The 17,463-nt window shown below is 67.2% G+C and carries 16 protein-coding genes; 11 read left to right on the top strand and 5 right to left on the bottom strand.

Annotated elements, in window-relative coordinates; translation table 11 throughout:
• Positions 1 to 82: 82 nt before the first annotated feature.
• Positions 83 to 742: a dienelactone hydrolase family protein gene (locus ACFUTU_RS01785; protein ID WP_377960066.1), complete on the bottom strand. Its 660-nt coding sequence runs from the start codon at positions 740 to 742 to the stop codon at positions 83 to 85.
• 126 nt (positions 743 to 868) lie between these two features.
• Here ACFUTU_RS01785 and ACFUTU_RS01780 point away from each other — a divergent pair, with 126 nt between their 5' ends.
• The 4 genes from ACFUTU_RS01780 (at position 869) to ACFUTU_RS01765 (ending at position 7,507) form a co-directional block, all read left to right on the top strand.
• A complete protein-coding gene (locus ACFUTU_RS01780) occupies positions 869 to 1,255 on the top strand; it encodes a TfoX/Sxy family protein (protein WP_377960065.1) in 387 nt (128 codons plus the stop codon).
• 190 nt (positions 1,256 to 1,445) lie between these two features.
• Positions 1,446 to 1,922, top strand: a complete 477-nt coding sequence (locus ACFUTU_RS01775) for a hypothetical protein (protein ID WP_377960064.1) — start codon at positions 1,446 to 1,448, stop codon at positions 1,920 to 1,922.
• A 20-nt stretch (positions 1,923 to 1,942) separates the two neighbouring features.
• Complete coding sequence (locus ACFUTU_RS01770) at positions 1,943 to 3,865, top strand: glycoside hydrolase family 15 protein (protein WP_377960063.1); 1,923 nt, start codon at positions 1,943 to 1,945, stop codon at positions 3,863 to 3,865.
• Positions 3,866 to 3,967: 102 nt separating this feature from the next.
• Positions 3,968 to 7,507, top strand: a complete 3,540-nt coding sequence (locus ACFUTU_RS01765) for a chitobiase/beta-hexosaminidase C-terminal domain-containing protein (RefSeq protein WP_377960062.1) — start codon at positions 3,968 to 3,970, stop codon at positions 7,505 to 7,507.
• Between the two features lie 188 nt (positions 7,508 to 7,695).
• Here the strand turns inward: ACFUTU_RS01765 and ACFUTU_RS01760 are convergent, their stop codons facing one another.
• Complete coding sequence (locus tag ACFUTU_RS01760) at positions 7,696 to 8,040, bottom strand: carboxymuconolactone decarboxylase family protein (protein ID WP_377960061.1); 345 nt, start codon at positions 8,038 to 8,040, stop codon at positions 7,696 to 7,698.
• 126 nt (positions 8,041 to 8,166) lie between these two features.
• Between ACFUTU_RS01760 and ACFUTU_RS01755 the strand changes: the two genes are divergently transcribed.
• The 3 genes from ACFUTU_RS01755 to ACFUTU_RS01745 all read left to right on the top strand — a co-directional run bounded on the left by ACFUTU_RS01755 (position 8,167) and on the right by ACFUTU_RS01745 (position 10,132).
• Complete coding sequence (locus ACFUTU_RS01755; RefSeq protein ID WP_377960060.1) at positions 8,167 to 9,036, top strand: helix-turn-helix transcriptional regulator; 870 nt, start codon at positions 8,167 to 8,169, stop codon at positions 9,034 to 9,036.
• The gene (locus ACFUTU_RS01750) at positions 9,033 to 9,455 is read left to right on the top strand and encodes a cupin domain-containing protein (RefSeq protein ID WP_377960059.1); all 423 of its coding nucleotides are present in this window, start codon (positions 9,033 to 9,035) and stop codon (positions 9,453 to 9,455) included. Before ACFUTU_RS01755 ends, ACFUTU_RS01750 begins: the two co-directional genes overlap by 4 nt.
• Positions 9,456 to 9,526: 71 nt before the next feature.
• Positions 9,527 to 10,132: a dihydrofolate reductase family protein gene (locus ACFUTU_RS01745; RefSeq protein ID WP_377960058.1), complete on the top strand. Its 606-nt coding sequence runs from the start codon at positions 9,527 to 9,529 to the stop codon at positions 10,130 to 10,132.
• Positions 10,133 to 10,184: 52 nt separating this feature from the next.
• Here the strand turns inward: ACFUTU_RS01745 and ACFUTU_RS01740 are convergent, their stop codons facing one another.
• Both ACFUTU_RS01740 and ACFUTU_RS01735 read right to left on the bottom strand, forming a co-directional pair.
• Positions 10,185 to 10,868, bottom strand: coding sequence for a response regulator (locus ACFUTU_RS01740; RefSeq protein WP_377960057.1), 684 nt, complete (start codon positions 10,866 to 10,868; stop codon positions 10,185 to 10,187).
• Entirely contained in the window at positions 10,861 to 12,045 is a 1,185-nt protein-coding gene (locus ACFUTU_RS01735; RefSeq protein ID WP_377960056.1) for a sensor histidine kinase, read from the bottom strand. Before ACFUTU_RS01735 ends, ACFUTU_RS01740 begins: the two co-directional genes overlap by 8 nt.
• A 456-nt stretch (positions 12,046 to 12,501) precedes the next feature.
• On the opposite strand from ACFUTU_RS01735, the gene ACFUTU_RS01730 reads away from it, so the two are divergent.
• The 4 genes from ACFUTU_RS01730 to ACFUTU_RS01715 all read left to right on the top strand — a co-directional run bounded on the left by ACFUTU_RS01730 (position 12,502) and on the right by ACFUTU_RS01715 (position 15,937).
• Positions 12,502 to 13,212 carry a hypothetical protein gene (locus tag ACFUTU_RS01730; RefSeq protein ID WP_377960055.1) on the top strand — a complete coding sequence of 237 codons (711 nt, stop codon included), beginning with the start codon at positions 12,502 to 12,504 and terminating at the stop codon, positions 13,210 to 13,212.
• 2 nt (positions 13,213 to 13,214) lie between these two features.
• Complete coding sequence (locus tag ACFUTU_RS01725; protein WP_377960054.1) at positions 13,215 to 13,793, top strand: hypothetical protein; 579 nt, start codon at positions 13,215 to 13,217, stop codon at positions 13,791 to 13,793.
• A gap of 373 nt (positions 13,794 to 14,166) precedes the next feature.
• Positions 14,167 to 14,748 (top strand): HNH endonuclease, encoded by a 582-nt coding sequence (locus ACFUTU_RS01720; protein ID WP_377960053.1) that lies wholly within the window; start codon positions 14,167 to 14,169, stop codon positions 14,746 to 14,748.
• 223 nt (positions 14,749 to 14,971) lie between these two features.
• Positions 14,972 to 15,937 (top strand): TM2 domain-containing protein, encoded by a 966-nt coding sequence (locus tag ACFUTU_RS01715; RefSeq protein ID WP_377960052.1) that lies wholly within the window; start codon positions 14,972 to 14,974, stop codon positions 15,935 to 15,937.
• A gap of 59 nt (positions 15,938 to 15,996) precedes the next feature.
• Here the strand turns inward: ACFUTU_RS01715 and ACFUTU_RS01710 are convergent, their stop codons facing one another.
• Positions 15,997 to 17,463, bottom strand: a complete 1,467-nt coding sequence (locus tag ACFUTU_RS01710) for a mannitol dehydrogenase family protein (RefSeq protein WP_377960051.1) — start codon at positions 17,461 to 17,463, stop codon at positions 15,997 to 15,999.

Genomic DNA, 17,463 nt, shown 5'->3' with positions numbered 1-17,463 from the left:
CGGGGCGCAGATTAGTTGCCTTGAGGCAGGTATAGCACTGCGCCGCAGTAAAAAGCAGGGCTTCGGGAGGGAAAGGTGGACTTCACTGCCGGTCAGGCCCTGGTCCCCGTTCTCCGGGAGACAGAAGGTGCTGCGTGAACCACTCGGCGGCCAGGGCGGCTGCCCGGTCAAGGGTTCCGGGTTCTTCGAAGAGGTGTGTGGCTCCCGGGACGACTTCCAGCCGGGTTGGGGCCTGCATGAGGTCCATGGCCTGGCGGTTGAGGGCGAGGACCTGGGAATCAGCCCCGCCCACGATCAACAGGGTGGGGGCACGCACCGCGGCAAGCCTCGGACCGGCCAGGTCCGGACGCCCTCCCCGGGACACTATGGCGGCCACCTGCGCGTCCGCGTCGGCCGCAGCCCACAGGGCGGCACCGGCGCCGGTGCTGGCCCCGAAATAGCCCACCCGGCACCCCGACGTCTCCGGCCCCGTGCCCAGCCATCTGCTCGCCGTCGCGAGGCGCCCGGCGAGCAGGGCGATGTCGAACACGTTGGCGCGGACCGCTTCCTCGGCCGGCGTGAGCAAGTCAAGGAGCAGTGTGCCCAGGCCGGCGTCCTGGAGCACCGAGGCCACGTACCGGTTGCGGGGGCTGTGGCGGCTGCTGCCGCTGCCGTGGGCGAAGACGACGACGGCTCCGCACAGCGGGGGCAGGTGCAGGCTGCCGCTGAGCCGGACCGCTCCGCAGGGTATCTCCGCTTCCACGTCATCCCTCCTTCTGAGGCGGGAACGCGAGTAACATCACCAACACCAGCGGTTCCAGTCAACGCCCTTATGCCGACGCCTTCAAGGGCGGAATGGCATGACTGCAGGCCCTAACGGAGGGGAAACATGGAGATGCCCAAAGCAACCGAAGCGGACAAGGAGCACTTCCGGTCCGTACTGCCCGACCGCCCCGAGGTGGTTGTGAAGCCGATGTTCGGGAACCTGGGGGCGTTCGTCAACGGCAACATGTTCGCCGGGCTGTTCGGGCCGACGATCGGGATCAAGCTCTCCGACGAGGACCGCGAAGTGCTGGAGTCCACCGAGCGGACCGTTCCGTTCGGTCCCGCCGATCGTCCGATGGGCGGCTACACCGGGCTGCCCGAGATGTGGAATGAGGAAGGCGACGGCGACACCGCCCGGGCCAGGGCGTGGACGGAGAAGGCGTTCGCGTACGTCGCCAGCCTGCCGCCCAAGGCCGCCAAAGAACCCAAACCCAAGGCCGCCAAGAAGTAGCAACGCGGGGTCACTTGGCGCCCAATCGGAGGCCCTGATTGGGCGGAAAGTGACCCCGCGTTGACTTGTGGCAACCCCACATCAATCGGCTCTTTGTCAGGCCCCCATCTGGCAGCTTCCGGCTCTTGTCCGCGGATTTGATGCGTTCTAAAATTAAGTATCTTACTTTTAGAATCCGCGGGAGGTTGAGATGGACTGGCAGGGGTGGGCGCTGTTCGGGCTGCTCGCCACCACGGCGCTGACCGCGGTGATGATTGCCTTCCAGATGGCCGGCTGGACCCGGCTCGACCTGCCGCTGGTCCTGGGCAGCCTCGTGACGCCCGATCCGGACAGGGCACGGATCGCCGGGTTCTTCATCCACCTCGCGGCCGGGCAGGTCTTCGCGCTCGGCTACGCCGCGGTCTTCGCGCTGCTGGGCAGGGCCACGTGGTGGATCGGCGCACTGCTCGGGCTCCTGCACGTGGCCGTCGCGCTGACCATCATCCTGCCCCTGCTGCCGGGCATCCATCCGCGCATGGCCAGCACCCGGGCCGGTCCTGCCAGCCGCGCGGCACTCGAACCGCCGGGCCTGCTCGGCCTGAACTACGGAATCCAGACGCCGGCCGTGGCCGTGGCAGCCCACCTGGTCTACGGCTCCCTGCTCGGGCTGCTCCTCACGGCCGGCTGATCGCGGAGGGACGGTGAAGCATGGAAGCCAGGATCCCCGCCCTTGCAGACTACGGCCTGCTGGGCGACACCCGCACTGCCGCCCTGGTCTCGGCCGACGGCGGCATCGACTGGCTCTGCGCGCCCACCTTCGACGGCGATCCCGTCTTCGGCGCCCTGCTCGGCGGCCCCGAAGCCGGCACATTCCGGGCCGGTCCGGCCCTGCCCGCCACACAGCTCGGGCGCCGGTACCGGCCGCACACCGCCACGCTCCAGACGGTCTGGGCCACCGACGGCGGCACGCTGACACTCACCGAGGCGATGGTGGCCGAGGTGTCGGGCCAGCTCCTGCCCACCACCCTCCTGGTCCGGCGGCTGGAGGCCGACGGCGCACCGGCAGAGGCCGCCGTCGTCTTTGATCCGCGCTTCGGCGAGCGCCATCTCCGCCCCCGCGTCCGGCAGGGCCGGCACCTGGTGTGCGAATGGGGTGCGCTGGCCATGTCGCTCGGCGTCAGCGGCGGGCTGCGGGTGGTTCCGGGTACGACGACGGCAATCACCGTCGTGCCCGGCCGTCCGGTGGTGATGGTGCTCGCCCTGGCGTACACCGAACCGCTGATCTGGGCGGACCCGGAGACTGCCTGGGACCTGGTGGAAGCCGACGAGGACCGGTGGCGGGAGTGGACGGCGGGCATCAGCCGGGACGTCCCGTTCCGCGAGGCGGTTCTGCGGAGCCTGCTGACGCTGAAGCTGCTGACGTACTCGCCGTCGGGCGCTCCGGTGGCGGCCCCGACCACGTCCCTGCCGGAGGATCCGGGCGGCATCCGCAACTGGGACTACAGGTTTGCGTGGCCGCGGGATGCGAGCATCGGGATCGCCGCTTTCCTTGGCCTGGGCAAGGACGCCGAGGCGCTGAACTTTCTGAACTGGCTGCTGCACGCCAGCAGGCTGCAGCGGCCCCGGCTGCCGGCCCTGCTCACCCTGGCGGGAGGGCACGTTCCCCGCGAGCGCACACTGGAGAACTGGCCGGGCTACGCGGGCAGCGCCCCGGTGCGGGTGGGCAACGGCGCTGCGCACCAGCACCAGCTTGACGGGTACGGCTGGGTCATCGACGCCGCGTGGAACCTCGTCCGGCAGGGGCACCGACTCAATTCGGAAACGTGGCGGGCGATGCGCGGCTTCACGGATCTCGTGGCGCGGCGCTGGCCGGAGCCGGACGCGGGCATCTGGGAAATCCGTGCCGATGCCGCGCACCATGTGCACTCCAAGATCATGGGCTGGCTTGCCCTGGACCGGGCGCTGCGCATCGCCGAAACCCACCGCATCAGCGGCCGTCGCCGGCGGCGCTGGGAAGCGGCGAGGTCCGTCCTCTCCGCGGACATCGCCACGCGGGGATTCGATCCCGCCCGGAACACCTACACCCGCTCCTATGGGTCAAGCGACCTCGACTCGGCCCTGCTGATCCTACCGGTGACCGGGTTCGAGGCACGGGATTCCGCCCGCCTCCGGGGAACGGTGGATGCAGTATGGGCTGAGCTGTCCGCAGGCTACCCCTTCCTCTACCGCTATCCGCCGGGCCAGGACGGACTGCCGGGCGATGAGGGCGCTTTCCTGCCGTGCTCCTTCTGGCTGGCCCAGGCACTCGCCCTGACAGGAAGGGCAGCCGAGGCCGCGGAGCTGTTCGAGGCGCTGCTGGGATACACGGGCCCGCTGGGCCTGTTCAGCGAGGAAGCCGACCCGGCCACGGGAATCCTGCTCGGCAACTACCCGCAGGCCATGACCCACGCCGCACTGGTCCAGGCGGCGCTGGCCCTCCGGGACGCCGCGCAGGAACGGACGCCTTTGCCGCAGGACGGACGCCTGAGGGAAACCTGGCGCGCTCCCCATCGCGCAGGCACCACACCCGGTTACCGGGTGAAGAAGCGGTTGAGGGCCCCCGGTTGGGGGGTGCCGCCGTCGAAATCCTAGGGAAATCCCAACCTCCCACCAGCAGGCTTCCGGTGGGGGCACAACTACACACTTTCAGCATCCGCCCCCGAAAAGGACATTTTTGCCCACAGGGGGGACATCATGAGTGCAGAGAGACAAGACCATAAGACGCGGTGGAAAGTCCGGCTGGAGCGGCGCCGCCGGACAGTGGCGATCCTGTCCCTGGGCGCGGTGCTGGCGTCGGGGCTGACCGCTATACCGCCAGCCGTGGCAGCGCTGCCGGCAGACGGGCCCGGGCTGTCGCAGTCCGCCGTCGCAGGCATCATGCCCGCGGCCCTGCCCGCCGGATCCGCAGGAGTGGGACCGATCGATCCGGCCAACGGCTACCCGTACTGGTACGCGGATGGAGGTGACGCCGAAAAGGGCCTGGAGCCAGTCCGGCTGGAATTGTGCCTGGATGTGCAGGGCTGCCCCGTTATCGGCGTCAATTACGATCCATCGCAGCCGCTGACCATCCCCGGAAACTTTCCCGAGGAATCCTTCTGGTGGTCGGCCGAAACATCGCTGACCATGCCCGACGGGGCCGACGCGCGGCTGATCATGGCGCAGGAGGCGGCTTTCTCCGGGCTCGGGGACGTCGCCCAGGGGCAGCAGAACGGCTTTGCCCGGCTGCGGATACGGCTCGACGACGGTGTGCCCGGCCAGCGCTACACGTTCACCCACCCCTACGGGGTTGACGTCCTGACCGCCGATGACCGGGGCCGGGTCCGCTACACCGAGGACATTGGCTGCATGCAGCAGCCGTGCAGCTGGGACGAGCCGTCGAAGGGGCGCATCGGCCCCTTCCTGCGGTGGGACCCCGCCGTGGCACCCGCCGCACCGGAAGGCTTCATCGGGGATCCGAACGTCCAGCACAAGGTGGTGGGCAGCCCGCACAACACGGACTACTTCGAGGTGTCGGGCCCGGCGGACGGGACCGGCACGCCCGTCAGTGCCAAGACAGACTTGTTCGCCGTGCAGGGCAAGATCGCCACACTGAAGGCCGGGGTGGACAAGCCGGGAGGCCTGTACAACTCCCGCCAGAACGTCAGGATCCAGGCGTCCCTGCCCGACAAGGCAAGGATCATCTACACCACGGACGGCACCGATCCGGGCTTCAATGAAGACGGCACGGTCAACGGCACGGTGTTCGTCCCGGAGGCGGGCGACATGTTCGCGGCCGCAACCGTGGAGATGGCCACACCCGGCGTGACAACCCTGAAGTACATGGCCGTGGACCTCGAGGACAACGCGAAGACCACCTCCGTCTATACCGAGGAGTACGAGCTCGACGCCACGCGGCCCTGGCTCGAGGCCAGCCCGGACGCGGCAGCAGGCCCCCTTACCGGGCCGCGGACCGTGACCTTCACGGGGACCACGAACGACCCCTCCGTGGCGCCGGACATCTACTACACCACCGACGGATCAGCCCCGGGCCTGACGGAGGACGGGGAACCGGCCGGTTCCACCCGGAAGTACACGGAGCCGGTGCTTCTCGGCCTGTCCACCACCCTCCGGGCTGTCGCCGTCGACCCGGCCACCGGCACCGCCGGGGAGGTGCGTTCCTTCCCTTTCAAGGTCCGCAACCTCTCTGAGGTGGGCCCGGCAGGTGACCACGGGTTCCCGCTGTGGCTGAAGGACAACGGCTGGGAAGGCCAGGAGCCGGTCCAGCTGGACCTTTGCCTGGACGACCCGCTCTGCCCGGTGGTCGATGTGCTGCCCGACCCCGCTCAGCCGGCGTCCTTCCCGGACAACTTCCCGGGAGAGGCCTTCTGGTTCGCGTCCGACGCGACCATCACCGTGGGCGGCGAGGACATCCGGCTGACGCTGGGCTCCGAGGCGGCGTTCGGGGCGGATGCCGTCCAGGACAAGGCCCAGGTCGCCTTCGGCCGGATCCGGGTCCGCGGTGACGCCGTCTTCGAGGCGGGTGCCACCTACCGGTTCACGCACCCCTACGGGGTCCTGGACCTGACCGCTGACGCCGACGGAAACATCAGCTACACCGAAGACCTCGGGGCGCTCAACGCCACCGGCGACTTCTCGGCGCTGCTGGAAGCGCGGATCGGTCCGTTCCTGCGCTGGACCGAGGGGGCGCCTGAGGGCTACCTCGGCGACGGCTCCACCCCGCACGCTGTCACCGGCAGCCCGTATGGCACCAATGTCTTCAAGGTCGAGAAGATCAAGGCGGCCGACGGCGGGGAGCTGGCGGACCCGGAGGTCATCGGCGAGACGGACCAGTTCGTGGTGCAGGGGCGCATGACCGGCGCCACGGCGCCGGAGCCCACGCCCACGGCCACCACGGCGGGCGGCGTCTTCACCACCGACCAGCTCGTCACGCTGCAGGCCACTCCGGCGGAGGCGCAGATCTTCTTCACCACCGACGGGACGGACCCCACGACGGCCAGCATGCCGTACACGGAACCGATTCCCATCAGCACCGAGGGCACCACGACGCTGAAGTTCATTGCCGTGGCCTTCGGTATCACTTCGGCCGTGGTGACGGAGACGTTCACTCTGGACAAGACGGCACCGTCCCTCAGCGCCAACGTTGAGGGCAGCGAGGTCCCGGCAGGCACGTCCCTGGCATTGACGGCCAGCGAGGAAGCGTCCATCTTCTTCACCCTGGACGGCGGCGAGCCGACCAGGGACAGCACCCGGTACACCGCTCCGGTGCCGCTCTCCGCCGGGCAGACCCTGCGGGCCCTGGCGGTCGACGCCGCGGGCAACGCCAGCAGCATCGGCAGCTGGACTGCGGCCGCGGGAACGGGTGGCGGGACGCCGGTTGATCCGCCGACCGAGGTACCTGTTGATCCGCCGACCGAGACACCCGTTGACCCGCCCACCGAGACGCCTGTTGACCCGCCCACCGAAGTGCCCGTTACCAGGGACACCACGGGCAGGGATTTCGACGGCGACTCCAAGGCGGACGTCATCGCTGCGGACACGTCCGGCAAACTGTGGCTGTACCCGGGCAACGGCAAGGGCGGCTTCGCACCCAAGAAGCAGGCGGGCGCGGGCTGGAACAGCATGAACAGCCTGGTCAGTGCCGGCGACACCAACAGCGACGGCAAGTCCGACTTGGTGGCCCGCGATGCGGCCGGGAAGCTGTGGCTCTACCCGGGCACCGGCACCGGCCGGTTCGCACCGAAAACGCAGGTGGGGCAGGGCTGGAACATCATGACCAGCATCGTTGCCCCGGGTGACCTCAACGGTGACCGCAAGCCCGACCTGGTGGCCCGCGACAAGGCCGGAGCCCTCTGGCTCTACACCGGTGACGGCCGGGGCAAGTACGCCCCGAAGAAGAAGATCGGCTCCGGCTGGAACGGCCTGACGATCGTCGGCGCCGGCGATACCACCAGCGACGGCAAGGCGGATCTGATCGCCCGCGACCAGGCCGGCAACCTGTGGCTCTACGCCGGCAGGGGCAACGGATTCGTGATGCCCAAGCAGAAGATCGGCTGGGGCTGGAACGGCATGTCCCTGATCATGGGACCCGGCGACTTCAGTGGAGACCGAAAGAACGACATCATTGCCCGCGACAAGGCCGGAAACCTCTGGCTTTACGCCGGCCGGGGCAACGGATTCGTAATGCCCAAGCAGAAGGTCGGGTGGGGCTGGAATGCGATGAGGAACATCGTCTGATCACCCGAACCCCTCAAACCGTGGTCCCCGCCGGCGTATCGGCGGGGACCACTGTTTTGCTTGAGCCCGCCGAAGTCCTGAGTTTTTGTCCAGATAATGGCCTCTAAAGCCCCCTGAGCGGCCATTATCTGGACAAAAACTCCACGGATGGTGGGGGGCGAGACCGAGGTTCGGCCCGCCGTCGTGCTTCAGACCTCCTGCGCCGGTTCCGCCGCAAACACCTTCTTCGCAACGGCCATGGCGGACATCGCCTTGGGCCAGCCTGCGTAGAAGGCGAGGTGGGTGATCGCCTCGATGAGCTCCTGCTCTGTGAGGCCGTTCTTCCTGGCGAAGTCGAGGTGGAACGTCAGCTGCTCGCTGTTGCCGCCGGCCAGGAGTGCCGCCACGGTGATGAGGCTGCGGTCGCGCTTGGAAAGCTCGGGGCGCTCCCACACCTCGTCGAAGAGGACACGGTCGGTGTAGTGGACCAGGCCGGGCGCGAAATCCCCGAAGGCGCGCTGGCCGCCGGTCCAGCCGGTTGTCTCGTCGGTCATGGGTATGTTCCTTCCAGTGGGGTTGGGCACAAGTCAACGCCCCTGTACCACCGCGCGGGAGACTCTGCCGATACGGGTACTGACAAAGACTCCCTCGACGCCGGATGTGAAAGTAGCGTGGTGAGCATGGATAACCGCCACGAGATCCGTGAGTTCCTCGCCACCCGCCGGGCGAAGCTCACCCCGGACCAGGCCGGGCTGCCGGATTTCGGCGGCACCCGCCGCGTCCCCGGACTGCGCCGCGAAGAAGTCGCGCTGCTGGCCGGCGTCTCGGTGGAGTACTACACCAAACTCGAGCGCGGCTCGCTTGGCGGGGTCTCCGAAAGCGTCCTCGAGTCGCTCGCCAGGGCGCTGCAGCTGAACGAGGCCGAACGCGAGCACCTCCACAACCTGGCCCGGGCGGCGTCACCCTCGGCGCGGCCCCGGCGCAAAGCCAGCGAATCGGTCACCCCCAGCATCCAGCGGCTGCTGGATTCGATGGCCGGCGTGCCGGCGTTCGTGCGCAACGGCCGGCTGGACGTCCTGGCGATCAACAGCCTTGGCCGGGCGCTGTACTCCGAGGCCTACGCCCGGAACCCCAACCATGTGAACCTGGCGCGGTTCAATTTCCTGGACCCCCGCTCGCACATCCTGTACCCGGACTGGGAGAAGGCGGCCAGCACCGCCGTCGCAATCCTCCACACCGAGGCGGGCCGGGACCCGTTCAACAAATCCCTTACCGAGCTGATCGGCGAGCTGTCCACCCGCTCGGAGGACTTCCGCGCCCGCTGGGCGCAGCGCAACGTGCGCCTCCACCGAGGGGGCTACAAGGACTTCCATCACCCCGCCGTCGGGGACCTCCACCTGGCGTTCGACGCGCTTGAGCTTCCCAACGCGCCCGGACTCACCCTGACCGCCTACAGCGCCGATCCCGGCACGCCGTCGGAGGACGGCCTCCGGCTGCTCGCCAGCTGGGCGGCGACCGAAATGACCACCACCAGCAAGGAGAATGCATGAACATCGAACCCGCGAAGCCCACCAGCAAGAACCCGCCCGAGCAGTTCGCCGGCGACGTGTGGCTGGACCCCATCGCGCTGCCGCATGAGGGCGATCAGCGCATGGTGGTGGCGACCGTCCGCTTCGCCCCCGGTGCCCGGACCGCCTGGCACTCCCACGCCCGCGGACAGTACCTCCGCGTCACCCAGGGCGTGGCCAGGTTCGGCGGCCGCGACGGCAAGATCATCGAGGTCCACCCCGGACAGACGCTCTACACCCCGCCGGGCGAAGAGCACTGGCACGCCGCCGCGCCGGGCTGCTTCATGGAGCACATCGCCATGCTGGAAAACGCTGACGACCCCGCCACGACCACCACCTGGCTGGAGCACATCACCGACGACGAATACAACGGCACGCGATCCAACGGCAGCCGGCCCTGACGCCGCCAAACCCCGGGTGCTAGGATCCCCGCACGAGCCCATGCAAGGCGCACCCACCCGGGAGGTTCACCATGACGGACACCACCTGCCATATGTCGATATCGCTGGACGGCTTCGTCGCCGGGCCGGACCAGAGCCGCGACAACCCCCTGGGCACGCGGGGGCGCGAGCTGCACGGCTGGCACATCGGCGACCCGCGGGCCAATGAGGCCGACAAGGTGGCGAACGACTGGCTCATGCGTCCGCGGGGCGCCTATGTAATGGGCCGGAATATGTTCGGCCCGGTCCGCGGGGACTGGGATGAGGAATGGACCGGCTGGTGGGGCCCCGAACCGCCCTACCACGCCCCCGTTTTCGTGCTGACCCACCACGCACATGACCCGATCCGGATGGAGGGCGGGACCACCTTCCACTTCGTCACCGGGGGCTTCGACGCGGCCTACGCCGCAGCATGCCAGGCCGCCGGGGACAGGGGCGTGGACATCGCCGGCGGAGCCTCGACCGTCCGGCAGGCACTGATCGCCGGAGTGATCGACGAGCTCACCCTCGACATCGCACCGGTCCTGCTCGGTTCCGGCGAGCGCATCTTCGACGGCGTGGAAACCTTCGGCTTCGAACCCGCCGAGGTGCTGCACTCACCGCTCACTACCCATATCCGTTACCGCCGCACCAGCTAACGGTTAGCCAGCTGCGCAGGCGGCAGTGCGCGCTGCCTGCCTGTTTCACCCTTCAGTTGCCGAGCAGCCGGCGTTCGTGGGCAAAGGCGATCAGCTGCAGGCGTGTCCGCAGCTGCAGCTTGTCCAGCACACTGCGCAGGTGCGTCTTGATGGTGGCTTCGGAGACGAACAGGCCATCGGCCATTTCGCCGTTGCTGAGGCCTTTTGCAGCGAGGAGAAACACATCGCGCTCCCGGACCGAGAGAACATCCAGCACAGACAGGTCCGGCCCTGGAACGGGTCCCTGTCTGGCCGCGTGCTCGAACAGGGAATGCACCGAGCCCGGCGCGATGACGGAGTAGCCGGAATGCACGGTCCGTATGGCGGCCAGCAAGAACTCCGGTTCAGCGCTCTTGAGGAGGTAGCCGCTGGCCCCCGCCTGCACGGCTTCCACCACAGCCTGGTCCCGGTTGAAGGTGGTCAGCGCAATGACCTTGGGCTTGTCCGTGTTGATGGCGTCGGCCTGTTTCATGATCCGGCTGGTTGCAGTGACTCCGTCCAGGACGGGCATCCGCAGATCCATCAGCATCACGTCCGGGCTGTGCTCAGCTGCCAAGGCCACTGCCTCTTCCCCGTCGGCGGCCTCGCCGGAAAACTCCATGTCCTGCTGGCTTTCGATGAGCATGCGGATGCCCGCCCGGAACAATGGCTGGTCATCGACCAGGGCAACTTTGATGCGCGATCCCGCCTCAGCCACGGTTGTCAGCTTCTGCTGCCGCGGCGGCGGCCGCAACGAGTTCGGGCTGTTGGATGGGCCGCTCCCCGAGGCCTCCTTCCGCCGAGGTGTCCGTGCTACCTGCCGTATAAGGGATGAACGCTGTCACCCGGAATTGCTCGCCGTCCGGCCCGGCCGTCAGCCAGCCGCCGGCCATGTGCGCACGTTCCCGCATTCCCGGCAGACCGCGGCCGGACCCCTGCGGGGCGGGCACTGCGGGGTGCTCGGATGACGTAGTTGCCGATGCGGCATGCAACGTCAGGCCAGGGCCGCTCCAGTCGAAGTGCAGACGGACAGCGGTTCCCCTTCCGCCGTGTTTGAGGGCGTTGGTCAGGCATTCCTGCACGATGCGGAACACCGCCAGCTGCTGTCCGCCCGAAAGATCAACGCGTGTGCCGGATTCGCTGGATTCGATTTTCAGGCTGCCCCGCTGCATGCCCTCGACCAGCGCCTCAATGTCAGCAAGCTGCGGCTGTGGCACCGACATGCCGTCATCCCGGACTCCTTCGATGACACGCTGCGCGTCCACCAGCGCCGTCCGGGCCGATCCGGCGATGTTTTCCAGGGCGTTGAGAACCGCTTTCGGCTGATCGCTGCTCAGGTAGCGGCTTCCGTCGGCCTGCGCTGCAATGGCAGCGAGCGAATGGGCAAGGACGTCGTGAAGGTCCCGGGCGATGCGCGTCCGTTCCTGTTCCACGATCAGGTCCACCTCGGCGGCCTCAAGGGTACTTTGGGCAAGATCCCGCGCACGGAACAAAGTGCCACGTTCCTGGTAGAGGGCCAGCAGGAGTCCAAGGGCGAAGCAGGCTGCGGCGATCAGAACGAGGAGGGCGAAGAGCTGCCAGCCGTTGTGGCGGAGGATCATCATGTCGCCGCCGAACGGAACGAACCAACCCACGCCAGCGCCGTACCGCCACGAAAGCATGAGGAACGCCATGACGCCGGCGAAGAGCACATTGGCACAGGCCGCGATCAGCCGCATCCGCCCCTGGTACAGCCAAGTTATGAAGGCCAGCGCGATAAAGGAACCAATGTAAATCGCCCAGTTGTTGTCGTACATCGGCGGGATGGCGTGCGCCAACTGGCCGCCGAGCAGCAGAGCCACCAGCGCCAGGGACGCCATCGGCTGCCAGCCAGAGACTGCAATGGACAGAGTCATTAGCACCAGTGGCCACGTCCCTGACCACGTATGCAAACCTCCGGGACCCCAGAGACCGCCGCTGGGTCCCATCCGGCCGGCTTCGGCCACACACCACAGGGAGAAGAAAATGACGGCCGCCACCGGGGCGCCCCAACGCCGCGCAAACTTCATAACTGGTTCCATGCCTGCCACCCTATCCACGGCCTTCACGCGCAGAACGAGGTATCCGGCCAATCTCCACCCGGAAGCCAGAAGATTCATGCTGGAGGCCAGACTTGCGCGACATAAACCGGGAGCCATGGACCGGCGTCGGGAGATCCTCCGCGCCGGTTGAGCCTGCCGAAACCAACCCGCAGACAACCCCGGTCCCAGGGCCCTAGACTAAGCACTCACAGCAGGTGCGCGGGCGCTCCTGTCTCGTTCATGGGCGGTGTGAAGCCGGCCTGGACGGATCATGAATGGGGATGATTGATCATGAGTGACGGCGCTTCCGACTCCGCACCGGAACCCCGCGCCGTCCCGCCGCGAAAACCCTGGAGACCTCCCCGCATCGGAGCACCGAAGGAACGTTCGACGGCGGCCAGCGGGCCGCCTGCCCCTCTCACCGTGCGCGACACGGGCAACGAGGAAAGTCCTCCGCCACTCGACAACTACGCGAAGTTCATCGCACGGCTGGACGCAGCGGCAGGCAAACTCATTCCCAGGCGGGAGGCGCTCACCACGGCCCTCGGCGCTGCGGAAATGCTGTTGAGCCAGAACCAGGCAGGACTCGAACTGTGGGGCCAGCGCCTCTCGCTCATCAGTCAGCTCCTGGCCCGGCACAGCGGAACAAGTGAGGCGCGCAGGTACAGCACTCTGCGGGAACTTCATGACGTTGCAGCCAAGATGGAGCGGATGTTCGGCAGCCGCGCGCAACGCGTCGAGGGAGTCTGCCATTCGATCCGGGCGCGCCGGGACCAGATCAACACTGCGCTGTTCGAACTGGAGAAGAGCCGGGTCAAGCTGGCGTCGTCCCGGACGCTCGCGCAGGACCGGGAAAATCTGCGGAAGGTCGCCGACAACCTGTCCCTCCCCGAGGAGGGCATCAGCCTCGGATTCCCCGATCCGGGACTTCGGGAAAGCCTGCGGGAAGCGCGGGAAGCAATCATGATGGCCGAGGCACTGCTGGAAGTGAAAGGGAACTGATCATGCCAACTCCACGGACCAACACCCGGGAAGTCTGCAGCTTCACCTCCAAGCAATGGAGCGGCAGGCCGGCCGACGGGGCGGGGGCCACGTTCGGCGGGTTTTCCGTCATCGGCTTCGTAATATGCCTGCTCCTGATGACTTTCACGCCTGCCCTTCGGGACATCGGCGCCACGATGCTGTTCGTCGCAATCTTCGCCACGACGTTCACCGTCCTGGCCATCCTCGGCAAGAACTCCAGCGAACGGGCGTTTCTGCAACGGCTGACCGGGACCGTGAATGACGTGATTATTGAACTGACGGCCGACCGGAGCAAGCAACTCTCACCCGATGAACTCCGCTCACTCCTCGTCGACGGCGGGCGCCTCCCGCTGCTGGTGAACGGGGTGTCCGGCCTGCACCTGAAGACCGCCCCGCTGCCCTCACCGAAGCGGAACCCGAACGCCCATTCGAAAACGGAAGCGGTGACCACAACGCGGATCATCATCGCAGCCGCCCCTCCCGACTACGGCATCAGCAGCTTTGACCGGCTGCTCGAAACCGCAACGACCGACCCAGGCTTCAATTCCGCCGCGTCGTAGTGCAGGAAGGCTTATCGCTCCAAAACCCCGTGTGCTGATTGCAGGCAATCGCGTCAGACGACAATACTCACGGAGTTTTTGTACAGATAATGGCTTCTGAAGTGGCTTTAGCGGCCATTATCTGTAAAAAACTCGGGGCGTCATGGCTTTGAGTGCTCTGCGAAACCCGCCGGCGCTACGATCTCTGTGGAGGCAGCTATGACGTGCCTGCTGTCGGCAGCGCAGAGATTTTGTCCGACCTGCGCGGCGACACTTGATCCAGAACATCTCAAAAGCCCCAAAAGAAATTGACCCTGGACATTCTTGCTGCGTGAAGCCGATAGCATCTGTCGGGCGGACCACCGCAAATGCTGTTGATGTCCTGGGGGGGCAAATGCTGGAACTGAAAAGGATCTACTGGACCCGGGTGGCCCTGCGGCTGGCATACTTCGGGGCCACGGTTTGGCTGGCCGCCGCCGTCGTCCTTGCCTTCCAGCCGAAAGCAGGCACGGTAGCCCTCGGCGAGCGCGGCACCTTGGTCGTCGGCGGCATCATGCGCGACATGTTCGACCGTGCGCTGGCGGCAGCCACAGCGCCGGGACTCGCCATTCTTGCCTTGGTCATCACGGTGCTCATCATCCGCTCCCGGGACGTCCGGCGGCGGGATCCGGTCCGGCGCTTCACCCGCCAGCAGCGCCGCGAAGGGATGGCGCGCGCCGGTGGTCAGTGCGAGATGGAGGCGGGGTTCCGCCGTCGTTGTTCCCGTCTTGCAGAGCACGGCGACCATTTTTACCCGTGGTCCAAGGGCGGCTCCACCAGCCTGCAGAACTTCGTGGCGGCGTGCAGCCGGTGCAACCGGGCGAAGGGCGCGCAGATCCCGTCGCCGGCGCAGCAGAAAAGATTGGAAGCACGACGCCGGACGTACGTCGTGCTGGAAGCGGCGGTTCCCGTCGGGGAACGGCAGCCGCTCCCCTGACGGCCGGCAGGTGCGGTGAGTTTTTGTCCAGATAATGGCCGCTGGGGCGCCTGGAGACGCCATTATCTGTACAAAAACTCGTCTCCTGACCGGGCCCGATCAAGAAGGGCAAGTCACGCAGGGCCATGGGGAGGTCTGCCCATCGCAACGGCCTCGCCTCAAATAGTAAAGTCGTTGGGCAAATACTTTTGGCCGCTCGCACCCGTCCATCAAAGGAAGATCCATGAGTCACCCCAGTTACCCCCACGCGCCCCAGAACGGTCCGTCAGGTCCGCCGATCCCGCATCCGACCTCCCTCTATGACGGGCAGTACCAGCCTGGACAGCAGGGCGGATACCAGCCGGGGTCCTACGGGGACGGCCCCTCCGCCGCCGGGCCGGGGAAGTCCTTCATGGCCACGTGGCTGCTGTCCCTGCTGCTGGGCAACCTCGGCGTGGACCGCTTTTACCTCGGCAAGACCGGCACGGGCATCGCCAAGCTGCTGACCCTCGGTGGATTCGGCATCTGGTCGATCGTGGACCTGATCATCACCCTGACCGGGAATGCCAGGGACAGTTACGGGCGGCCGCTGGAGGGCTACCCGGAGAACAAGAAGAAGGCGTGGATCATCACCGCGGTCGTCTGGCTTGTCGGAGTGGTCGTCGGAGTCCTGTACATGGTGATGTCCTTCGCCATGCTTGCGCAGATCTCCGAGGGACGAAACTTCCCGGATCCGGTGCCCTCTGCCTCCGGGGCCGCCCCTGCCCCGTCAGCCTCCGCCTCGGAGGCAGCACCTGCCCCGTCGGCCTCGGCCGCCGCCAGCGATGCGAACTCCCTGGTGGTTACCGTGTCCGAAGGCAACACCGCGAAAATAGGCGTCCTCGACTCCCTTTATACCTCCAGGATTCCCCGCATGTCCTACATGAAGCCGGAGAACGGAGGGTTCCTCGCGATCAAGGTCTCGTGGGAAACGCTGCTCGGAAGCACCCGGTCCAGCCCTTTGAACTTTGAGGTCTACGACGCGGACGGCAATGAGGGCGAACAGGTCTACCTGGAGGAGGAGCTGGGGAGCCTGCCCACGGGGGAGGTCGCCGCCGGTGAGGTCCGCGAGGGCCTGATTGTGTTCGACGTCAAGAAGGGCCCGGTCAAGGTCGTGGTGAACGATGAGTACGGCGACCCGGCATCGACCTTCACCCTGACTTCCCAGTAGTAGGTGACGGGAAATCGGACGACGGCGGGACTCCCCCCGCCGTCGTCCGCTTGCGTTTTCTAGGAGGCCAGGCTCCGCAGCGTCTCCCGCGCCCCGTGCCGGTGCAGGCTGGAGAGCGCTTCCGAGTAGGCGGCGACGAAGCGTTCATCGTCGATCAGATCCCCGAAGACCTCCCGGTCCGCGATGAAGGCGAGCGGGTCCTGCCGCTGGCGCCCGGCGGCAGCCATCAGGGGTTCCTTCAGCCGGTCCACCACCTCGATCGGGTTGCCCTCCTCGTCCGTTCCCTCGGCGTACCGGGCCCAGCTGGCCACAATCGCGGCCGAGCGCCGGATCTCTCCGCCGTTCTCGAGGTTGATCCGGACCACCGGCAGCAGCCACTTCGGAATCCGGTCGGAGCTCTCCGCACAAAGCCGGGCCAGGGTGTCGCGGACGTATTCATTGGAGAAGCGCTCGATCAGGGTCTTCTTGTAGGTGTCCAGGTCGATGCCCGGCACAGGCTGCAGCGTCGGCGTCGCTTCCTCGTCCATGTAGTCGAGCAGGAACTGCGCGAACAGCGGATCCTGCGCCACCTCGTGCGCGTAGCGGTAACCGGCCAGGTGGCCGAAATAGCACATGCCCTGGTGGCTCGCGTTGAGGAGCCGCAGCTTCATCAGCTCATACGGCTCCACGTCCTCCACCAGCTGCACACCGGCCTTCTCGAAGGGCGGCCGTCCCAGGCTGAAGTGGTCCTCCAGCACCCACTGTTCGAAGGGCTCGCAGACCACAGGCCACCCGTCCGACACACCGAACTCCTCCGCGATGGCCTGGCGGTCCTCGTCGGTGGTCACGGGCGTGATCCGGTCCACCATGCTGTTGGGGAAAGGCACGTTCTCGGTGACCCAGGCGCCCAGTGCAGGGTCCTTCAGCGAGGCGAACGCCGTGAACATCTCCCGGGCCACGTCGCCGTTGCCCTGGATGTTGTCGCAGGACATGACGGTGAACGGGGCCAGGCCACGGTCCCGGCGGCGGCGCAGCGCCTCGGTGACGAGCCCGAAGGTGGTCCGCGGCGCCGCGCCGGCCTGCAGGTCGTGGACCACGTCCGGGTTGTCCGCGTCGAAGCGGCCGGTGACGTGGTGGAAGTTATACCCGCCCTCGGTGACTGTCAGCGAAACGATCCGGACGGCGTCGGACGCCATTTTTTCGATCACGGCCTCGGGGTCATCGGGGGCGAAAAGGTACTCGATGATCGAGCCGATCACGCGGCCTTCACGCGTCCCGTCGGGGTTCTTCACCACCAGCGTGTACAGGCAGCCCTGCCGGTCCATGACCTGCTTCATGCGGGCGTCGCCGGGCAGGACGCCCACGCCGCAGATGGCCCAGTCGTGGGCGAGGCCGGCATTCATCAGCTGGTCCAGGTACATGGCCTGGTGGGCGCGGTGGAAACCGCCGACGCCGAAGTGGACGATGCCCGCGGTCAGGGTTGAGCGGTCGTAGGACGGCCGGCCCAGGCTGCCCGGGAGTTTGGCGAGTGTTGCATCGGTGAGCAT

This window comes from Arthrobacter sp. NPDC057388, assembly GCF_042668165.1.
Lineage (GTDB): Bacteria > Actinomycetota > Actinomycetes > Actinomycetales > Micrococcaceae > Arthrobacter.
This window is presented reverse-complemented; position numbering and strand designations above follow the sequence as displayed.